The organism is Mesorhizobium sp. M0587 (genome assembly GCF_040320945.1).
GTDB lineage: Bacteria > Pseudomonadota > Alphaproteobacteria > Rhizobiales > Rhizobiaceae > Mesorhizobium.
On the sequence record NZ_JAMYQP010000025.1, the window covers coordinates 51,567 to 69,964 of the forward strand.

The following is an 18,398-nucleotide window of genomic DNA, read 5'->3' on the forward strand; positions in this document are numbered from 1 at the left end:
GGAATCGGAATTCGGAAAAGAACCTTGCACAAGAACCGGCTGGATCTGGTCCAGCCGGCTTCAATGCTTGAGGTGGATCGTCACCCAGCCCTCGCGGTGCAAGGTTCTGACGTGACGGAAATTCTGGCCGACATAGGCCGAGATCACGGCGTCGCGCTGGCGATCGAGAATGCCTGACAGAACGATGGAGCCGCCGAGCGCGATGTGATCGGCCATTTGCGGGGCCAGCCGCATCAGCGGTCGCGCCAATATGTTGGCGACGATGAGATCGAAAGGCGCGCGCTTGCCGAAGATCGGGTGGTGAAAGCCCGGCGCGGTGACGGTTTCGACCAGCGCCTTGACGTGGTTGAGCCGCGCATTGGCGGCGGCGACCCTCACCGCAATGGGATCGATGTCGGTGGCGAGCACTGGAATATGCGCCAGCTTGGCGACGGCAATGGCCAGCACGGCGCTGCCGGTGCCGAGATCGAGCGCATTGCGCGGGCGCTCGCGCCGTACCACTCTTTCCAGCATTTCCAGGCAGCCCGCGGTGGTGCCGTGATGGCCGGTGCCGAAAGCGAGGCCGGCCTCGATCTCGATGGCGAGTTCGCCACTGTGGCGCTTGCGGCGGTCATGCGCGCCGTGGACGAAGAAACGGCCGGCACGCACCGGCTTCAAGCCTTCCAGAGAGCGCGCCACCCAGTCGATGTCGGGCAGTGCCTCGCGCTCGACCGGCCTGGACAGGGCCAGCCCCGCCAGAATGTCATTCACCTGCGCCGCTACGGCATCGACGTCGCCCTCGGCGTAGAGCGAGACTTCGTGAATGTCCGCGTCCTCGTCGACCTCCCGCACGGCGATCGGCAGGCCTTCATCCTCGAAGGCGGCGTCGAGCGCGGCGAAAATTCTGGCGGTATCGATCTTGCCGGCGGTGAAATGGAGCCGCGTCTGGGTCATGGATTTCGCATCAACCCTTGGCCGCGAGACGTTTCAGCTTTTCCACGGCGGTATCGGCGCTTTCTCCATAGGCGATGGTGCCGGCAAAGTCGCCCTTGCCGTTGAGCAGCAGCACCGAGGCGGTGTGATCCATCGTGTAATCGCCGTTGCCGGTGTCGACCTTCTTCCAGTAGATGCCGAACGACTTGGCCATCGCATGGACCTTGTCCGGATCGCCGGTGACGCCGACGATGCGGTCGGAGAAATTGCTGACATAGGCGTTCATAACCGGCGGCGTGTCGCGCTCCGGATCGACCGAGACGAAATAGGCGTGCAGGTTCTTGCCGTCGTCGCCGAGCGTCTTCAGCCAGCCGGCCAGTTCGAACAGCGTGGTCGGGCAGACCTCGGGGCAATGGGTGAAGCCGAAGAAGACGACGCTGGGCTGGCCCCGGAACGCAGCCTCGGTAATCGGCGCGCCTTTCTGGTCGACCAGGCTGAAGGGAGCGCCGTAGGGCTCGCCGCCGTAGAAGGGCAAATACGATTTGACCGTCATCGCGCCTATTCCCACCGCCATCAGCACGAGGATGCCAATGAGGATGAAGCGCATTAATGGTGAAGCGTCTTTATACATTTTGGCCTGCTAGTTACGAAAATTGAGGGCTCTGCAATTTCGGGGTCACACCCAGGATGTTTCAGATTCACCAAGCATGATCATAGTGCCTTGGTCAAAACCGCGCAAAGTGCCGCGTTGCCGCAACCGTATATCCTGTCGACGTATCTGCTTGCAAAGCCAGACTGCTCGCCCCACCTGAGGCCGGCAACTCGAACCCCGGAGGCTATCTTGCAAGGATCGATTGGACGAAAACTGGTCGGCGGCGCCTTGGCTGCGTGCCTTGTCCTAGGGGCCGGCGCGGCCGTTGCCGACGAAGTCGGCAAGGTCGGCGTCGACTGGCTCGGCAACGACATCATCGTCGAAGCGATCAAGGACCCGAAGGTGGAGGGCGTCACCTGCCACGTCTCCTATTTCGACCGCGGCATCATCGACCGCCTGCACAAGGGCAACTGGTTCGAGGACCCTTCCGATTCTTCCATCTCGTGCCGCCAGACAGGCCCGATCATCATCGGCGACATCGACACGAGCGAGGCCGGCGAGGAAGTGTTCAAGCAAGGCATCAGCCTGATCTGGAAGAAGCAGGTGGTGAACCGCATCTACGACAAGACCAACGAGACGCTGATCTACCTCTCGCATTCGCGCCAGGTGCAGAACGGCTCGGCCAAGATGTCGGTCACCACGGTGCCGCTCTATGGCCAGAACGTGGTGTGGAGCAACGGCAAGCCGAAATAGGCGGTCCGGATTGCCCTGAGGACAAGTGCTGCCGACTTGCGGGAGCCCTTGCTCGGGGGTAAAGCCGCCGGTATGGACCGTTCCGAAAATCTCGTCCTGAAAGACCCCGAACCGCGCATTCACCCGACCGCGGAGCTGAAGGCGTGCAAGCTTGGCCGCTATGCCTCGATCGGCGAGCGGGTGGTGCTGCGCGAGGTGAGCGTCGGCGATTTCTCCTATTTCGAGCGCCATTCCGAAGCGATCTACACGACGATCGGCAAGTTCTGCTCGATAGCCGCCAATAGCCGCATCAACGCGCTGGAGCATCCGATCGAGCGGCTGACCCAGCACAAGGTCAGCTACCGGCCGAACGAGTATTTTCGCTGGCTGGGCGTCGACGCCGCCTTCCGCGAGCGGCGGCAGGCGAAATCCGTGACCATCGGCCATGATGTCTGGATCGGCCACGGCGCGGTGATCATGCCCGGCGTCACGATCGGCAATGGCGCGGTCATCGGCGCCAATGCGGTGGTGACGCATGACGTGCCGCCCTATGCAATCGCCGCCGGCGTGCCGGCGAAGCCGTTGCGGCAGCGCTTCGCCGCCGATATCGGGGCGCGGATCGAGCGCCTCGCCTGGTGGGACTGGCCGGTCGAAAAGCTCGCCAGGGCGGTTCCCGACATGCAGGCGATGCCGATCGAGGCGTTCCTCGACCGCTGGAAAAACGACGGGGTCTGACCTCCCGCGCAGATGCGCCTATTCCGGGCGCGTGTTGCCGATCGATTCGGGCGTATCGGCATCTGGCTCAGCTGGGGGCCGATCGACGCCTGAGGCTTACCGGATAGGCGTCTCGCCGCGAAACAGCGGCTGGTGCGCCCGCATCAAGGCGGTAATCCGGTCGGCGACCTTTCGTACCGGCGGGGAGTGACGTTCCTCGTGATGGGTGACGATCCACTGGTCGGTTTCGAGTTCGGGGATAGGCTGGGCGACGCGAACCAGCCGCGGGTCGCTGTCGCCGACGAAGCACGGAAAGACCGAAAGGCCGGCGCCGGCGGCCACCAGTTCGCGCACCGAATGGGTGTTGTTGCCGCGCACTGCGATGCGGTCGCCGTGATGGGCTTGCAGCCACCGCGCCGAGGCAATGTTGGCCCCATCGCCGGTGACGCCGACGAACAACCCGGCGGCGATGCCGTTGATGAGATGGCGCCCCGAATAAATGGCGTGGGCGACCTTGCCGCTCTGACGGCCGGCCAGCCATTGCTCGGCCGGGCGGTCGCTGCGGATGCCGATGTCGGCGGCACGGCGACCGATGTCGACCCGATCGGTGGTGGTGACGAGCTCCACCCTTATGCCATCGTCGACCGTCCATATCTCGCCGATATGGGCGGAAACGAAGGCCGAGGTCCATGGCCCGGCCGAGACGCGGACAATGCGGTCGGGCAGGCTTCCTTCGCGCCAGCGGGTCAGCGACTGCATTGCGGCCTCGACGTCTTCGGCGCGCCGCAGCAGTTCTTCACCGACCGGGGTCAGCCGATAGCCGGTCTGCTGACGCACGAACAGCGGTTCGCCGATCTGCTTTTCGAGCGCGGTGACGCGTCGTCCAAGGGTGGCTGCGCTGAGGCGCGTGGTTCCCGTCGCCGCGCTCAAGCCACCCAGCCGCGCAACGTCGAGAAACAATCTTAGATCGTCCCAGCCAATATCCATTTTGCAGAAATGAAAAACTCCTTGCGACCGTGTCTGTATCGCGAAGCGGGCATCCCGCGCAAGTATGCAGGCATTGGAAGCGTTGGACAATCCTGCTTGGTGGGGCCGCGACTAGCGCTTCGGCTGGCCGAGGAGCCAGCACAATCCGTTCGATCGCGCGTGGGCTTCGCGCAGACGCTTTGCGCTTTCGACCAACCAAGCGCGCGGCCATTCCGCGCGCCAAAGGAGACGATCATGTTGCATGAACTTCGATCCCATTTCGCCCGCTGGCTCGCCTATCGCCAGACGCTTGCGAGCTTGAGGCGGGCCCCGGACAGCACATTGGCGGACGCTGGCATTTCTCGCGAAGAGATCCGCGAGCGTGCCCGCCACGCCAGCCTGCGTCGTTGAGATTATGGAGGCGGGCATGCAGATGATGGAGCTTGGGACGGCCGCTCTCTCCGGACTGAAACCCCTTCCGTCATGCGGGGGTGGCGCGACGGAAGGGGCCGGAGGTAAACCGCTGTGAAGCGGAAGGAACAGGCTTTTTGCCTGCACGGTTACCCTGACATTGAACCCATAAGGTGTGTTTTCAGTCGCATGCACGCCCTGCATGTATTCGATTGCGCTGGTTGTATGTGTCGCGGCCGGGAACCTGGAATGGCCGCCGTTTGTTTCTCCCGGGACGTGACGCTGTTTTCGGGGAACTTCGATGATCGAGAAGCTTTTCACCAGGATTGCCAACACTGTCGCCCATCTTGCCGGGCTGCCGCCGACGTTCGCCGTCTGCTGCCTGATCATCATCGTCTGGGCGGTAAGCGGGCCGGCGTTCGGATTTTCGGACACCTGGCAACTGGTGATAAACACCGGAACCACCATCATCACCTTCCTGATGGTGTTTCTGATCCAGAACACCCAAAACCGCGACGGCGCTGCGATCCAGGCCAAGCTTGACGAACTGATCCGGGTGAGCCGCGCTCACAATCATTTCATCGGCATCGAGCACCTGACAGAATCCGAAGTCGAGGAGATCCGCGCCAAATGCGAACGGGCGGCGAAGCGGCACGACCGCAAGATCGCCGAGATGGCAGCCAAGAAAGGAGCGGCGCAGAAGCACGGTGCCAGAAAAACAGCGGCTTGAGAGCGTTCAGCGTTTCATGAAGGCCGCGAACGCATCCTTGTGGTCGGGGTGCCAGCGCGACAGAGCCGGGCGGTTTTCGATGATGTCGCCGATCGCCCAAGCCATACGCTTTTCGTCCAGCGGCCTGGCCACTTCATTGTCCGGGCACAGTATGTAGAAGTCGCCCCTGACCAGCGATTCCAGCATGAAATCGACGACCTGGTCGCCGGTCCAGGCGCCGGCGGGTTTTTCCGTCGCGCCTTCGGTGAGGCCGGTATAGGTGAAACCGGGGATCAGCAGATGCGCCGACAGGCGGGCGCCAGGTTCGTTTCTCAGCGCATGCGCCAGGCCCTCGGTGAATGTCTTCACGCCGGCCTTGGAGACGTTGTAGGCAAGGTTGCCGGGCGGCGTGGTGATGCCTTGCTTGGAGCCGGTGTTGACGATCAAGCCCGGCCTGGACGATGCCAGCATGCGCGGCGCGAAGGCCTCGACGCCGTGCACGACGCCCCAGAAATTGATGTCCAGCAGCCGTTTCCAGGCGTCGCGGTTCTGCCAGGGTTTTCCCGGATTGTCGCCTATGCCGGCATTGTTCATCAGCAGCGATACCTCGCCGAAGGCGCCGAACGCCCTGTCGGCGAGACGGTCCACCTCGTCCGGCTTCGAAACATCGGCGGCCACGGCAAGCACGGCATCGTCGCCGGCAATTGCCGATACGGCGCGGGAGGCATCGTCAAGGCGGGGCCCGGCGATGTCGGCTAGCACGATCTTCATGCCCAGCAAGGCAAGCCGCCTGGCGGCCGCGAGACCGATGCCGCTGGCGGCGCCGGTGACGACGGCGGTGTTGCCCGGGCCAAGCGCGGGCAGGGCGGTCTGGATCTCGGCGTCGGTGATCATGCGGGACGGTTCCTTCTTTCGACGGTGCCGAACTTAGCGCCGGGATGGGCTCGCGCAAGCCTTTGTCGGCGCTTGCGCGGGTTGACCCGCCGGGCCCGGGCTGCGCATGTTGCCCTGACAAATGCTACGCATGTTGCCGTGGCAAATGCTACGCATGTTGCCGCGGCAAATGGAGACTTTTCGATTGACGGACTGGGTCGAAATCCTGAAGCAGCAGACCGCCACCGGCGACCAGATGGGGCGCGAGGTGCCGCAGATGCTGGCCAATCCCGATATCAGCGAAGCGCAGGTGAAGACGCTGTTTGCCGCTCTGGAGAAACAGGCCGAGTTCGTCGAGAAACTGCGCATGGCGCTAGAAAAGTTCGGCCATGATTTCGCGATCATCAAGGCGGCGGAACGGCTGGAGGAGCGCTATGCGGACCTTGCCGCGTCGGTGGCGGAAAAGCTGAAAGCGATGCGCGAATAGATTCTCTTATTTTTCGAGCACCCGTGCGAAACGCCTGTCCGGCACAAGCCAGACAAGGGCAACCAGCACATAGATCGCGACACCGATCCACTGGCTGATGAAGGTCAGCGGGATGGCGCAGAGATAGGCGAAAAGCGAAATCTTGCCCTTGCGGTCGTTGCCGATCGCCCTGGCAAAGGCCGTATCGTTGCCGTGCAGCCGGTGGAGCGTCACGACGAGAATGAAATAGGCGATGGCGCACAGCGCAAGGTCGGCGCCATAGACGGCGACCGGCACCGGGGCGAAATGGTTTTCGCCCATGAAGGCCGTCGTCACCGGCATCAGCGACAGCCAGAACAGGAGATTGAGGTTCGCCCACAAGACGCGTCCATCGACCCGCTGTACGGTGTGGAACATGTTGTGCAAATTGTTCCAGTAGAGGCCGACATTGATGAAGGACAGCACGTAGCTGAAGAAGATTGGCCATAGCGGCAGCAAGGCCGAGAGATCCTCGCCATGCGGCACTTTCAGCTCGAGCACCATGATGGTGATGATGATGGCCACCACGCCGTCGGTGAATGCCTCGACCCTGCCTTTGCCCATGATCATACCCCCTGAATGCAAATGGATTTCGAAAGACAGTAAATTGTTAGCCGATGTTGCCGGATCGATAAACCGCGCGCGAGAAATTCCTCAACTATATGCAGGGAAATTCCCGCGCCGGGCGGCCGGCCGCGATAAACTGCGTTGGATACTTGTTGACTTTTCTTGCCGTCGTCTCTCCGCTGCGACGTCGCCCGCGGCCGCGGCAGTCGAACGGCCGGGGGGCAATGCCCACCGCACTGTCAGGAGCCTGCCAGCCGTTCGGAACGTCGGGGATGAAAGCGCGTTGAGATCGCTATCCCCCAAGACTTGACGAGGTTGGCCATGATCTTCAGCGATTTGGCGCATAGGAACAACGAAGTTCGCAGCGACGCCTTGGCAATCCCTGTAGTCGCCGCGATGATCGCGGTGCTGTTTGCCGGCAGCACGATGCTGACGCCGCTCTATGTCATCTACAAGCAGCAATTCGATTTTTCGCAGATCACGCTGACACTGATCTACGCAGTCTATGTGGTGGGCAATCTCGGCGCGTTGCTGGTGTTCGGCGGTCTGTCGGACGTTGTCGGCCGTCGGCCTGCGAGCCTTGCGGCCATGGCTGTCGCCATCGTCAGCGCGGTCATCTTCCTGTTTGCCGTCAACGTCGTCTCGCTCGACGTGGCGCGCATCCTGAGCGGGCTTGGCATCGGCGTCGGCGCGGGGACCGGAACCGCGTGGATCGCCGAGCTTCTCCCCGACGCGGACAAGGCACGCGCCAGCGTCATCGCCACCAGCACCAATTTCCTCGGCCTCGGTTTTGGCGCGCTCGTCTCGGGATTGCTGGCCGAGTATGAGCCGTGGCCCTTGCGGCTGCCGTTCATCGTCTATCTGGCGGCACTCGCGGCGGTGACGGTCCTGGTCTGGCGCACGCGCGAAACGGTGGCGAAGCCTCGCGGTCTCGGCCAGGTTTCCATGCGGCCGAAGCTCTCCGTACCGGAAGATATCCGGGCGCGCTTCGTCGCACCGGCGGTGACCGGTTTTGGCGCTATGGCGCTGGTCGGCTTCTACGCCGCGGTGGCGCCGAGCATCCTGGCGCAGCAGCTGCACCAGACGAATCACGCCGTCGCCGGTGCGCTGTTCTTCGAATTGGCGATCGTCACCGCGGTCAGCATCGTGGCGCTGAAGCAAATGCAGAGCGGCAAGGCCATGCTGGCCGCGCTGGCATTGATGATCCCCAGCATCCTCATGGTGGTGGCGGCGCAGATGCTGGCGTCGATGGGGCTGATGATCGCCGCCACCGCCTGCTGCGGCGTGACGGCCGCACTCGGCTATCGTGGTAGCCTGCAAGTGGTGAACGAGATCGCGCCTGAAGATCGCCGCGCGGAAGTGGTATCCAGCTTCTTCATCTGCTGCTTTATCGGCAATGCCTTGCCCGTCATCGGCATTGGCATCATCTCGACCTATGCCAGCCCCATCGCGGCCAGCCTGGCGTTCGCCGGCATGATCATCGTGTTTGCGCTGGTAGCGCTGGGCTTTGGGTTGAAAAACAGGCCGTGAGACCCGCCTGGCAGCGGCAGGGCGGGCCGTAGAGCGGTTCACCGTTTCATGGAAACGCCGAACCGCTCTATCTCTTTGTTTTTACGCAATTCCGGACGGAAAAGCGTTTCACACTTTTCCTGGAATTGCTCTAGCCGTTCGGCGTCTCGGGCGTCATGTTCGCGCGCTGGCGCGGCACGCCGAGCCCGGTGTCGGGAGGCTCGCCGGCGGCCGGCCTGTTCTCGATCAGGTGCATGGTGCGCCAGTGGCCGAAGCGGTAATAGGCCGCGGCCAGCACCAGCGAGGCGATCGACCCGGCCGGAAAACTCCACCACAGCGCCTCCTCGCCGATCACGCCCCGCATGAAATAGGCAAAGCCGGTGCGCACGACCAGCACCGAGATCACCAGGATGATCAGCGGCGGCATCACGGCGCCGGTGGCGCGCACGGTGGCGAACAGCACGATGGTGATGCCGAACAGGACGAACGACCAGGACGCGACGGAGTTGATGTGGGCGGCGATGTCTATCGCGGCGCTGTCGCTGCTCAGGAACAGGCCGAGGATCGAGCGGTCGAAGATCCATAGCAGCGCGACGAGGGCGCCGGTCAGGACCAGGTTGAAGCCGACGCCGGAGCCGGCGATGCGGCCGATGCGGTCCCAGCGCCCGGCGCCGACATTCTGCGCCGCTATGGAGGAGACGGCGGCACCGATGGCCAGCGCCGGCATCTGGATATAGGTCCATAGCTGAGCGGCGATGCCGTAGGCGGCGGCGACCTGCGAACCGTAGGAATTGACGATGCCCATCACCGTCAGTGCCGCCGCCGAGATGACGATCATCTGCAGGCCCATCGGCACGCCCTTGAAGACGATGATGCGCAGCAAGGCGGGGTCGGGCCGCAGCAGCGCCAGATTGGCGCCGGCGAGCCGCAGCGGATGCTTGCGCGCATAGAGCACGATCAGGATGGCGATCACGCTCACCATCTGGCCGATCAGCGTGGAGGTGGCCGATCCGGCGATGCCGAGTTCCGGGAACGGTCCGATGCCGCGGATCAGCAGCGGGTTGAGCACGATGTCGAGGACGACGGCGAGCGCCATGAAGATGAACGGCGTGCGTGAATCGCCGGCGCCGCGCAGCACGGTCATGACGAAGGACAGAAGGTTCATCATCGGCACCGCGACGAAGATGATGCGCAAATAGGAGCGCGCCAGCGGCAAGGCATCGGCCGGTGTGGCGAGCGTGTTGAGGATCGCGTCGACCCAGATCCAGCCGCAGACGGCGAAGACCACCGAGACGAGGAAGAAGAAGGTCGCGCTGGTGCCGACGATACGGCGCGCCTCGGGCAGGTCGCGGGCGCCGACCGACTGCGCCACCAGGATGGTGGCCGCCATGCCGATGCCGAACACCGTGCCAAGGATCAGGAACAGCACCAGATTGGCGTTGGAGGTGGCGGTCAGCGCCGATTCGCCGAGGAAGCGGCCGACCCAGACGGCATTGATCGAACCGTTGAGCGATTGCAGCACATTGGAGCCGAGCACCGGCAAGGCGAACAGCAGCAGCGTGCGCGGGATCGGGCCGCTGGTCAGGTCGCCGGTGCGCCGGCGGGTGGGCATTTTTTCGTCCATGGGGGTGATGGCTCGCCGAAGTGATCTGGGTCCGGCTTGCGATGATATCGCAGGCCGGACCGAGATGCACCCTGGCGGAATACCGGTGCTCCGACGGGATAGCCGTGAGCGCGCTCGGCGACTACCTTCGGGGGCCGTTACTTCCTGGCGAGGCCCGGCAGCGTGACCTGATAGACCAGGAACATGGTATCGACATTGGCGCCGTCATCGGCCTTATAGGAGGCGCCGACCTGAAAACCGTCCTGGGCGAGAAAGTCGTTGTCGTTGCCGACGAACAGGAAATAGTCGTCAGGCAGTTTTGGATCGAGCACGCTCACGACCGACATTGCTTCCCACTTCTCGGACAGGTTGTCGTGGTCGTTCGGCGCGCCGTTGTGGAGGCCGAAGCGGCCGAGTTCCGCACTGTCGTTGATGTCGATGAACGGCGCCAGCCTGGCCGGCGTCACCGAGGGGGCGAGCACGCCCTTGGGCGCGAGCGGCTTGTCGGCCGTGTCGAAGGCGCCGGCGATATCGGTCGCGCCGGCGAGATCGACGATGTTGATTCTGCGATAGAACGAGGTGTCACCCTTCACGCCCTGGCCATTGCCGCTGTCGCGCGCCAGCATCAGGAAAGCGGTGTCCGACAGCGCTACGATCTCGCTTTGCGCAGCGACCTTGGTCTTGCCCTTGGCGTCGGTGAATACCGGCAGCGGCACGACATATTCGTGCGCCAGCTTCAGATGGGCGGGGTCGGAGGCGTCGTAGACCAGAGCCCTGGTGTTCTGCCGGGTCGAGGGGGAATCGCCGCCATCCTGCCTTGTCGCGGACTGGAGCACAGCGATCAGGAACTTGCCGTCCGGCGTCAGCGCCATGCCCTCGAGGCCCTGATTGTTCTGGCGGCCCGTTTCGGGGTCCTTCGGATCGGGTTCGGCGGCACCCGCGCCGGGATTGTCCGAGGAGAAGTTCGGCGTTCCCTTGCGCATCGGCACCAGTGCGGCCGGCGGCTGCGTCGCCGACAGCAGGCGGCCTTCGGCGGAAAACCGGTAGATGTTGGGACCGTATTCGTCGGAGATGAACATCGAACCGTCGGGCAGCCGCACGATCGCTTCATTGTCGAGCGCGAGCTTGCCGTTGGTGGCGGCGGGCAGCATCGGCATGTCGCCGCTTGCCGCGCGAACATCCGACAGCGGATCGAGGCCGGTGGCGTTGACGCCCTTGTCGTCGGTGAGCAGCATGGTGTCGGCCAGCGTCGCCTTGACGCCGGTCTGCTCCTGGCCGGCGGCGGGAGCGGCGCCCGGCGCGACGGGAGCGAACTCGATGCCGATGGTGTTGAGGCGCGGCCGGTAGTCGGCGGTGCCGGCGACATTGTAGCCGCGGTCCGGCAGCAGCCAGAGCGAACCCTTGTAGCCGGTCACGTCATGCGTCCAGCCGGCGGGGTCCATCGCCATGCCGGAGCCCGAGCCGAACGTCTCGCCGAACTTGTCGCGCTGGCCTGCCGGGATGCGGCCGACGCCGACGAGCCCCTTGTTGACGAAGCTGGCGCCGCCGGCGGTGCCGTCGGCAAGCGCCGGCGTCGAGGCGGTGAACAAGGCCAGCGCGACGCCGAGCGACGCGGTTCGGTACAGGTGTTTCATGGACAATCCTCTTTCTGAAAAAGCGTGCCGGAGCGGCCCAAAGACGAAAAGCTGAAAGAGGCGGCACATCGACGATGGCGCGCGCTTCCCCGAAAGCGATCTACGGCGCGAACATGATGCTTGCATGACAGCGTGGGGTCGCATCTCCGCCAGTCTCTGGGCGCGACGTTGGAAACGAGCACCGGCGGGAAGATTTGCTTGCCCGCCGGCGTGACGCACGGGCGAAGCCGGCAGCGAAAGCAGCCGCTGGGCTCGGCTTCAGTCCTGCTCAATCGCTGTCGCGCGCAATCAGCTCCAGGGGCCAGACCTCGCGCATGATGCGCGTTCCTTCGGGGCCGGCGAAGGCGGGAAGCGAGGCCAGCAGCATTTCGGCCAATCGCTTCCCCATCGGCTCCAGAGCCGGGCGGAAGCCGGTCAGCGCCGGCGAGAAATAGCGGCAGAGCGGCGTGTCGACGATGACGATCACCGCGATGTCATGGCCGGGCCTGATGCCCATTTCGGCCAGCGCCTTGCAGCCGCCGAGCGCCATCGCGTCATTGTTGAAGATGATGGCGGTGGGCCGGTCTTTCGCGAGCATCACTCGCGGCGTCACCTGGTAGCCGCCGGCCTCGTTGATGAACCCCTCCGCTATCAGCCCGGGATCGACCTCGATGCCGTGCCGCCGCAGGGCCTTGCGGTAGCCGGCGACGAACAGATGCCCGAAATTCAGGTCGAGCGATGGGCGGATGGCGGCGATGCGGCGGTGGCCGCGCGACACCAGCCGGTCGACCGCGTCGGCGCCGGCCTTCTCGAAATCGAGGTCGAGCGAGGGATAGGCCATCCCGCCGGAGCGGCTGCGGCCAAGCGTGGCGAAGGGGAAGCCGGCCTGGGTGAGATAGTCGATGCGCTCGTCTTCGCGTCGCGTCCAGGCCAGCACCACCGCATCGGCGCGGCGCGTTTCGACGACACGGCGCAGGCGCTCCTGCTGATAGTCGCCGGGCGCGCCCATCACCACGATCAGGTCGAGCCCGCTTTCGGCTAGCCTAGCCTGCAAACCGGTCAGGAACGGAATGAAGAACGGCTCGCCATATTCCAGGTCGCCCGGATGCGGCTGCAGCATGAAGGCGATCGAGCGGGTGGCGCCTTGCCTGAGACTGCGGCCGGACTGGTTGGGCGCATAGTTCAACTGCTTGGCGGCATCGAGCACGCGCTGGCGCGTGTCGGCGTTGACGTCCGCGCGGCCGTTGAGCGCGCGCGACACGGTGCCGATCGAAATGTTCAGGTGACGCGCGAGGTCGTGGATGCTGGACGCCAAGGACAGTTCTCCCCCGCTCTGGCTAGCACCGGCCGCCGCTCAGGCCAAGGCGGTCGATGATGATTTTCGTCAGCGGCCGGTTGACATTCTACGCCTTCGGGTGTGTTCTCGTAAACGTTTACGGAACAACATTTACGGTGCTGCCGTGGATGCCGGGACGATCGGTCTGGAGGGGCCGAGAGGGAGGAGCGCTGGATGATCAATGTCGTCCTTGTCGGCTGCGGAGCGATGAGCAAGCAGTGGCTCGATGCCGCGAGGCAGATCGATGGGCTCGCCATCGTCGGCCTTGTCGACCTCGACGCCGAGCGGGCGAAGGCGAGGGCGCGCGAATACGGGCTTTCCGGCGCCGTCATCGGAACCAATCTCGACATGGTCCTCGACCAGACCAAGCCCGACGCGGTGTTCGACGTCGTGGTTCCCGCCGCCCGGCGCGAGGTCGCGCTTTCCGCATTCGCCCATCATTGCCATCTGCTCACCGAAAAACCGCTGGCCGACAGTCCGGACAATGCCCGGATCATCGTCGATGCCGCGCGCCGGGCGGGGCGTATCCACGCCGTCGTGCAGAACCGCCGCTATGTCGCCAATGTCAGGCGGATCAGGCGGTTCCTGGAATCCGGCGCCATAGGCGCGGCGACAAGCATCCATGCCGACTTCTTCGTCGCGCCGCATTTCGGCGGCTTTCGCGAGGAGATGAGCCATGTGCTGCTGCTCGACATGGCGATCCACACGTTCGACGCCGCGCGCTATATGGTCGGCGGCGAGCCGGCCAGCGTCTATTGCCAGGAATGGGAGCCGGCCAATTCCTGGTATAGCCAGGGATCTTCGGCCAGCGCCGTCTTCGATCTCGGCGGCGGCAAGGTCTTCACCTATGCCGGTTCCTGGTGCGCGGCCGGCTTCCGCACAAGCTGGGAGAGCACATGGCGCATCGTGGCCGAGCGCGGCAGCCTGGTCTGGGACGGCAATGACGAGGTGAGAGCAGAGGTCGCGCTGCCGGTGCGCGAGGGCCTGTTCGACCAGACACAGCCGATCGCCGTGCCGCCGCTCGACGCCGCCGACCGCATCGGCGGCCACCTCGGCATCATCAAGGATTTCATGCAGGCCATAGAGACCGGCACGGAGCCGGAAACGCGTGGCGCCGACAACATCAAGAGCCTGGCCATGGTTCTCGGCGCCATCGAAAGCGCCGAGAGCGGACGCCGCGTGGCGATCACACAGGATGCACGATGATGCCAAACCCGCTTCTCGACATCAGGATCGGCACCATGGTGCGGGCCAACCTCGACGACCCGGCGGCTTACATCAAGCAGATCCTGCCGCTTGGCTTCGAGAGCATCCAGCCCTTTTTCTGGCAGACGCTGGGCGGCAAGGATCTGCCGCGTCTGGCCGGCCAGATCCGCGAGGCGATCGGCGACGCCGACGTCACCGTGTCCTCGCTCGGCGTGTTCGGCAATCCGCTGGAGAGCGGCGATGTCGATCGCGGCGTGCTGAAGGCCTGGGAGATGGTGATCGACAATGCGCATCTGTTCGGCGCCTCGACGGTCAGCGGCTTTACCGGCCGTATCCGTGGCAAGCCGCTGCCCGACAGCCTGCCGCGCTTTCGCGAGGTCTGGGGGCCGCTGGCCAAGCGCGCCGCCGACAAGGGCGTGCGCATCGCTTTCGAGAATTGCGCGATGGACGGCAACTGGGCCGGCGGCGACTGGAACATCGCCCACAATCCCGACGCCTGGGAGCTGATGTTCAACGAATTGCCGGATGAGAATCTCGGGTTGGAATGGGAGCCCTGCCACCAGCTCGTCTATCTGATCGACCCGATGCCGCAGATCCGCAAATGGGCGCCGCGCATCTTCCATGTCCACGGCAAGGACGCGACGGTGCGCTGGGACGTGATCCGCGAGCATGGCGTGTTCGGCCGGCTGTCATTCGTGCAGATGCGCACGCCCGGCTTCGGCGACAGCGACTGGACGCGGGTGATCAGCGAATTGCGGCTGGCCGGCTATCGCGGCGCCATCGACATCGAAGGCTGGCACGATCCGGTCTATCGCGACGATCTCGAGATCACTGGCCAGGTGCGGGCGCTCGATTATCTCAAGCAATGCCGGGGAGGTGCGAACTACCTGCCGAACCCGGCGTGACAGCGGCCGGCGGGAGGAGCCGGCCGGCCAGATCGCAAAGCACTGCCGAAGCGAATGTCGAAAACCCTCGGTTAGCGAGGACACAAAGGGAGGATAAGTGCATGAGCATTGCGAAGAGAACATTTCTGCGCTCGACCGTCGTGGCAGCCGCCACGGCGCTTGCCGCCGCCGTCTCCACCTTGCCGGCGCAGGCACTCGACGCCCAATGGTGCAAGAACGTCCATATCCGCTTCTTCGTCGGCGGCGCCGAGGGCGACGCTTTCGGCACCATCGTCTACAATGGCGCCAAGCAGGCGGCGGCCGATCTCGGACCCAAGGTCGACTACATCTTCTCGGGCTGGGACATCGAAAAGATGGTGCAGCAGCTGCGTGAAGCCGTCGCCGTCAAGCCCGGCGGCATCGCCATGATGGGCCATCCGGGAGATGCGTCGATCATGCCGCTCGCCGAACAGGCGCATAAGGAAGGCATCAAGATGATGTACCAGAACGTGCCGGTGCCGAAAGTGACGGCAGCGTTCGGCGGCGGCTATGTCGGCGCCCAGCAGGAGCAGCAGGGCCGCGCGCTCGGCGCCGAGGCGTTCAAGCTGGCCAAGCTGAAGGCCGGCGACAAGGCGATCATGATTGGCCCGTTCGAGAATGAGAGCCGCGGCGCGCGCGAGCGCGGCACGGTCGCGGCGCTGAAGGAAGCGGGCGTCGAGGTCATCCAGCTGTCGTCGCCGCCGAGTGGCGAATGGGCGTCCGATCCGAACCTCGCGATCCCGGTGATCACCGCCGCACTGCTCAACAATCCCGACGTCAAGGCGGTCGGTTATCCCGGCGGGCAGATGCTCGGCAATGTTCCCACCTACATGCAGGCGGCGGGACGCAAGGCGGGCGATATCTTCAACTTCGGCTTCGACACCAGCCCGCAGATCGTCGAAGGCTTCAAGGGCGGCTGGGTGCAGCTGACGGCCGACCAACAGCCGTTCCTGCAGGGCTACCTGCCGATCCTCAGCCTTTGCCAGCAGGTGGTGCTGGGGCTGGCGCCGATGAATGTCGACACCGGCGCCGGTTTCGTCACGCCGCAGAATTACGAGATCGTCGCCGAGCTGGCCAAGCAGGCGCTGCGCTGAACCTCCCAAGCCGCCGGCCGGGGCTCAGGCCCGGCCGGCGGGACCGCCGGCACCCGGAAACGAAGCGAGGACAGTCATGGCCGAACGCATCATCGAACTGCGCGACATCAAGAAGTCCTATGGCCAGGTCTATGCGCTGGGCGGAGTCGACCTCAGCGTCGACCGCGGCGAGGTGGTCGGCCTGATCGGCGACAATGGCGCCGGCAAATCGACGCTGATCAAGATCCTGTCGGGCGTGGTCAGGCCGACCAGCGGCGAGATTCTCGTGCGCGGCAAGCCGGTGACCGGATGGAGCCCGGCGCGTTCGCGCGACGCCGGCATCGAAACCGTGTTCCAGGACCGGGCGCTGGCCGTGCAGCAGACGATCGTGCGCAACATCTTCATGGGCCGCGAGCTCACCGGTTTTCTCGGCTGGCTGAAGGTCGAAAAGGAGATCGAGGAGGCGAGCCGGCTGATGCGCGAGATCGGCTTCACCTCGAAAGTGTTCACGCCGCACTCGATCGTCGGCCAGCTGTCGGGCGGCGAGCGCCAGGGCGTGGCGATCGCCCGCGCCATCTACAAGCAGGCGGAGCTGATCATCCTCGACGAGCCGACGACGGCGCTGTCGCTGACCGAAACCGCCAAGGTCTTCCACTTCGTGCGCCAGGTGCGGGCGAGCGGCCGCTCGATCCTGTTCATCGGCCACAACATCCACCACGTCTTCGACATCGCCGACCGCTTCGTTGTGCTGGACAGGGGCAAGGTGGCATTGACCACCGATCGCAGCCAGGTCAAGTCGGCCGAGGAGCTCATCAACTTCATGGAAGACGTGGCGCATCCGGGCGGACTGCCCGGGCTGCACGAAGCCGGCGATGCGGAGAGGGCAGTGCGATGAGCAAGACCATGGAACCCGATCTGCACGAGCCGGCCGCCGGCATTCCCCGCCCCGGTCCCCAGAGGGAATGGAAGCACCCGTCCGACCACTGGCTGCGCGGCTTCGTCCTCGACAACCGCGCCTCGCTCGGCACGCTCGGCGTGTTCATCATCATGATGGCGGTGTTCATGATCGCCAACCCGACGGTCTTCACCACCTGGTATCTCTACAGCTCCGTGCTGACGACGCTGCCGGTGGCGCTGTTCGTGGTGGTGCCGCTGGTCTTCGTCGTCACCTGCGGCGAGATCGACCTGTCTTTCCCGGCGACGATGGGCTTTGCCTCATGGGTGTTCGCGCTGGTGGTGCAGGCCGGCTACGATCCGTTCCTCGGCATTATCGCCGCGCTCGTCACCGGCACGCTGCTCGGCTTCCTGGTCGGGTCGCTGGTCGTCTATGGCGGGCTGTCGTCGCTGATCGCCACGCTCGGCATGAATTTCCTGTTGCGCGGCCTGATCCAGATCATCAACGAGGGCAGGTCGATGGCGCCGACCGGCCTTGCCGACAGCTGGGCCTACAAGATCTTCTCCAGCCAGGTCTACGGCATTCCGGTGCAGATATTCTGGGCCATCGCCTTCGTGGTGCTGTCGGCGATGCTCTACAACCGCCACCGCTTCGGCGCGCAGGTAAAGGTGGTCGGCGACAATCCCGACAGCGCCCAGCAGATGGGCATCGACGTCAAGCGCGTGCGGGTGAAAGTGTTCGTCTTCGTCGGCATCGGGGCGGCGATCGCCGGCACCTTCTCGGTGATGATCAACTTCACCTGGTGGCCGACGGCCGGCGACGGTTATCTCCTGCCGGTGCTGGCATCGGTGTTCGTCGGCGGCACGCCGACCTGGGGCGGCATCGGCACCGTCGCCGGCGGTGCCATCGGCGCCGTCACCGTGTCGTTCATCCAGACCGGCGTCGTGGCCGCCGGCCTGAGCGGCTTCTACGTCCAGTTCTTCAACGGCCTGATCATCATCCTGTCGCTGCTCGGCCATAAGTGGAACCAGGCGCGGTATCGTTGAGGGGCTGTTTCGTTGGCGGACCGCATGCCTTGACGATCGGCGCAGACACCTATCGCTTCGTCATCCACGGGCGGAGCAAGGAGCGTAGCGACGCGGCGCAGACCCGAGGATCCTGTGCCGCGACTTAAACGCGTCACCACGGTGCAGAATTCTGCTCCGCTGCACCCTTCGGCCAAGATCACGGAATGGATCCTCGGGTCTCCGCGACGTCGC

The 18,398-nt window shown here is 64.7% G+C and carries 19 protein-coding genes; 11 read left to right on the forward strand and 8 right to left on the reverse strand.

Annotation, left to right across the window (positions count from 1 at the left end; genetic code table 11):
- Positions 1-60: 60 nt before the first annotated feature.
- Positions 61-933 carry a 50S ribosomal protein L11 methyltransferase gene (locus tag NKI49_RS21510; RefSeq protein ID WP_352597751.1) on the reverse strand — a complete coding sequence of 291 codons (873 nt, stop codon included), beginning with the start codon at positions 931-933 and terminating at the stop codon, positions 61-63.
- Between the two features lie 10 nt (positions 934-943).
- Positions 944-1,543, reverse strand: a complete 600-nt coding sequence (locus NKI49_RS21515) for an SCO family protein (RefSeq protein ID WP_352597753.1) — start codon at positions 1,541-1,543, stop codon at positions 944-946.
- Positions 1,544-1,753: 210 nt separating this feature from the next.
- Here NKI49_RS21515 and NKI49_RS21520 point away from each other — a divergent pair, with 210 nt between their 5' ends.
- Positions 1,754-2,257: a CreA family protein gene (locus tag NKI49_RS21520; protein ID WP_352597755.1), complete on the forward strand. Its 504-nt coding sequence runs from the start codon at positions 1,754-1,756 to the stop codon at positions 2,255-2,257.
- Positions 2,258-2,329: 72 nt separating this feature from the next.
- Positions 2,330-2,971, forward strand: a complete 642-nt coding sequence (locus tag NKI49_RS21525) for a DapH/DapD/GlmU-related protein (protein WP_352597757.1) — start codon at positions 2,330-2,332, stop codon at positions 2,969-2,971.
- A 96-nt stretch (positions 2,972-3,067) separates the two neighbouring features.
- Here NKI49_RS21525 and NKI49_RS21530 read toward each other — a convergent pair whose 3' ends face one another.
- The gene (locus tag NKI49_RS21530) at positions 3,068-3,937 is read right to left on the reverse strand and encodes a LysR family transcriptional regulator (protein ID WP_352597759.1); all 870 of its coding nucleotides are present in this window, start codon (positions 3,935-3,937) and stop codon (positions 3,068-3,070) included.
- Positions 3,938-4,171: 234 nt separating this feature from the next.
- On the opposite strand from NKI49_RS21530, the gene NKI49_RS21535 reads away from it, so the two are divergent.
- Together NKI49_RS21535 and NKI49_RS21540 are read left to right on the forward strand one after the other, a co-directional pair.
- The gene (locus NKI49_RS21535) at positions 4,172-4,327 is read left to right on the forward strand and encodes a YjiS-like domain-containing protein (RefSeq protein WP_352597761.1); all 156 of its coding nucleotides are present in this window, start codon (positions 4,172-4,174) and stop codon (positions 4,325-4,327) included.
- Positions 4,328-4,628: 301 nt separating this feature from the next.
- A complete protein-coding gene (locus NKI49_RS21540) occupies positions 4,629-5,057 on the forward strand; it encodes a low affinity iron permease family protein (protein ID WP_352597762.1) in 429 nt (142 codons plus the stop codon).
- A gap of 6 nt (positions 5,058-5,063) precedes the next feature.
- Here NKI49_RS21540 and NKI49_RS21545 read toward each other — a convergent pair whose 3' ends face one another.
- A complete protein-coding gene (locus tag NKI49_RS21545; protein ID WP_352597764.1) occupies positions 5,064-5,930 on the reverse strand; it encodes an SDR family NAD(P)-dependent oxidoreductase in 867 nt (288 codons plus the stop codon).
- A 184-nt stretch (positions 5,931-6,114) separates the two neighbouring features.
- On the opposite strand from NKI49_RS21545, the gene NKI49_RS21550 reads away from it, so the two are divergent.
- Positions 6,115-6,396: a hypothetical protein gene (locus NKI49_RS21550; RefSeq protein WP_352597766.1), complete on the forward strand. Its 282-nt coding sequence runs from the start codon at positions 6,115-6,117 to the stop codon at positions 6,394-6,396.
- 6 nt (positions 6,397-6,402) lie between these two features.
- On the opposite strand, the gene NKI49_RS21555 is transcribed toward NKI49_RS21550, so the two are convergent.
- The gene (locus tag NKI49_RS21555; RefSeq protein ID WP_352597768.1) at positions 6,403-6,978 is read right to left on the reverse strand and encodes a TMEM175 family protein; all 576 of its coding nucleotides are present in this window, start codon (positions 6,976-6,978) and stop codon (positions 6,403-6,405) included.
- Positions 6,979-7,302: 324 nt separating this feature from the next.
- On the opposite strand from NKI49_RS21555, the gene NKI49_RS21560 reads away from it, so the two are divergent.
- Positions 7,303-8,511 (forward strand): MFS transporter, encoded by a 1,209-nt coding sequence (locus tag NKI49_RS21560; RefSeq protein WP_352597770.1) that lies wholly within the window; start codon positions 7,303-7,305, stop codon positions 8,509-8,511.
- A 130-nt stretch (positions 8,512-8,641) separates the two neighbouring features.
- Here NKI49_RS21560 and NKI49_RS21565 read toward each other — a convergent pair whose 3' ends face one another.
- From NKI49_RS21565 to NKI49_RS21575, 3 genes are all read right to left on the reverse strand, one after another.
- Positions 8,642-10,114 carry an MATE family efflux transporter gene (locus tag NKI49_RS21565; protein WP_502899430.1) on the reverse strand — a complete coding sequence of 491 codons (1,473 nt, stop codon included), beginning with the start codon at positions 10,112-10,114 and terminating at the stop codon, positions 8,642-8,644.
- Positions 10,115-10,251: 137 nt separating this feature from the next.
- Positions 10,252-11,727, reverse strand: coding sequence for an esterase-like activity of phytase family protein (locus NKI49_RS21570; RefSeq protein ID WP_352597774.1), 1,476 nt, complete (start codon positions 11,725-11,727; stop codon positions 10,252-10,254).
- 268 nt (positions 11,728-11,995) lie between these two features.
- Positions 11,996-13,021 carry a LacI family DNA-binding transcriptional regulator gene (locus tag NKI49_RS21575; protein ID WP_352597776.1) on the reverse strand — a complete coding sequence of 342 codons (1,026 nt, stop codon included), beginning with the start codon at positions 13,019-13,021 and terminating at the stop codon, positions 11,996-11,998.
- Between the two features lie 195 nt (positions 13,022-13,216).
- Here NKI49_RS21575 and NKI49_RS21580 point away from each other — a divergent pair, with 195 nt between their 5' ends.
- The 5 genes from NKI49_RS21580 (at position 13,217) to NKI49_RS21600 (ending at position 18,185) form a co-directional block, all read left to right on the forward strand.
- Entirely contained in the window at positions 13,217-14,248 is a 1,032-nt protein-coding gene (locus tag NKI49_RS21580; RefSeq protein WP_352597778.1) for a Gfo/Idh/MocA family protein, read from the forward strand.
- Entirely contained in the window at positions 14,245-15,153 is a 909-nt protein-coding gene (locus NKI49_RS21585) for a sugar phosphate isomerase/epimerase family protein (protein ID WP_352597780.1), read from the forward strand. The genes NKI49_RS21580 and NKI49_RS21585 overlap by 4 nt, the downstream gene beginning before the upstream one ends.
- Before the next feature lie 101 nt (positions 15,154-15,254).
- On the forward strand, positions 15,255-16,265 hold the full coding sequence (locus NKI49_RS21590) for a substrate-binding domain-containing protein (RefSeq protein WP_352597781.1): 1,011 nt from the start codon (positions 15,255-15,257) through the stop codon (positions 16,263-16,265).
- A gap of 76 nt (positions 16,266-16,341) precedes the next feature.
- Positions 16,342-17,139: an ATP-binding cassette domain-containing protein gene (locus NKI49_RS21595; RefSeq protein WP_027025488.1), complete on the forward strand. Its 798-nt coding sequence runs from the start codon at positions 16,342-16,344 to the stop codon at positions 17,137-17,139.
- Positions 17,136-18,185, forward strand: coding sequence for an ABC transporter permease (locus NKI49_RS21600; RefSeq protein WP_352597784.1), 1,050 nt, complete (start codon positions 17,136-17,138; stop codon positions 18,183-18,185). Before NKI49_RS21595 ends, NKI49_RS21600 begins: the two co-directional genes overlap by 4 nt.
- The last annotated feature ends 213 nt before the right edge of the window (positions 18,186-18,398 follow it).

Excerpts from the sequence above, each read along its gene's own strand:
- NKI49_RS21515 (WP_352597753.1), bottom strand. The coding sequence starts at position 1,543 with ATGTATAAAGACGCTTCACCATTAATGCGCTTCATCCTCATTGGCATC.
- NKI49_RS21535 (WP_352597761.1), top strand. The coding sequence starts at position 4,172 with ATGTTGCATGAACTTCGATCCCATTTCGCCCGCTGGCTCGCCTATCGC.
- NKI49_RS21570 (WP_352597774.1), bottom strand. The coding sequence starts at position 11,727 with ATGAAACACCTGTACCGAACCGCGTCGCTCGGCGTCGCGCTGGCCTTG.
- NKI49_RS21530 (WP_352597759.1), bottom strand. The coding sequence starts at position 3,937 with ATGGATATTGGCTGGGACGATCTAAGATTGTTTCTCGACGTTGCGCGG.
- NKI49_RS21545 (WP_352597764.1), bottom strand. The coding sequence starts at position 5,930 with ATGATCACCGACGCCGAGATCCAGACCGCCCTGCCCGCGCTTGGCCCG.
- NKI49_RS21580 (WP_352597778.1), top strand. The coding sequence starts at position 13,217 with ATGATCAATGTCGTCCTTGTCGGCTGCGGAGCGATGAGCAAGCAGTGG.
- NKI49_RS21560 (WP_352597770.1), top strand. The coding sequence starts at position 7,303 with ATGATCTTCAGCGATTTGGCGCATAGGAACAACGAAGTTCGCAGCGAC.
- NKI49_RS21540 (WP_352597762.1), top strand. The coding sequence starts at position 4,629 with ATGATCGAGAAGCTTTTCACCAGGATTGCCAACACTGTCGCCCATCTT.
- NKI49_RS21600 (WP_352597784.1), top strand. The coding sequence starts at position 17,136 with ATGAGCAAGACCATGGAACCCGATCTGCACGAGCCGGCCGCCGGCATT.
- NKI49_RS21525 (WP_352597757.1), top strand. The coding sequence starts at position 2,330 with ATGGACCGTTCCGAAAATCTCGTCCTGAAAGACCCCGAACCGCGCATT.
- NKI49_RS21565 (WP_502899430.1), bottom strand. The coding sequence starts at position 10,114 with ATGGACGAAAAAATGCCCACCCGCCGGCGCACCGGCGACCTGACCAGC.
- NKI49_RS21585 (WP_352597780.1), top strand. The coding sequence starts at position 14,245 with ATGATGCCAAACCCGCTTCTCGACATCAGGATCGGCACCATGGTGCGG.
- NKI49_RS21595 (WP_027025488.1), top strand. The coding sequence starts at position 16,342 with ATGGCCGAACGCATCATCGAACTGCGCGACATCAAGAAGTCCTATGGC.
- NKI49_RS21590 (WP_352597781.1), top strand. The coding sequence starts at position 15,255 with ATGAGCATTGCGAAGAGAACATTTCTGCGCTCGACCGTCGTGGCAGCC.
- NKI49_RS21555 (WP_352597768.1), bottom strand. The coding sequence starts at position 6,978 with ATGGGCAAAGGCAGGGTCGAGGCATTCACCGACGGCGTGGTGGCCATC.
- NKI49_RS21510 (WP_352597751.1), bottom strand. The coding sequence starts at position 933 with ATGACCCAGACGCGGCTCCATTTCACCGCCGGCAAGATCGATACCGCC.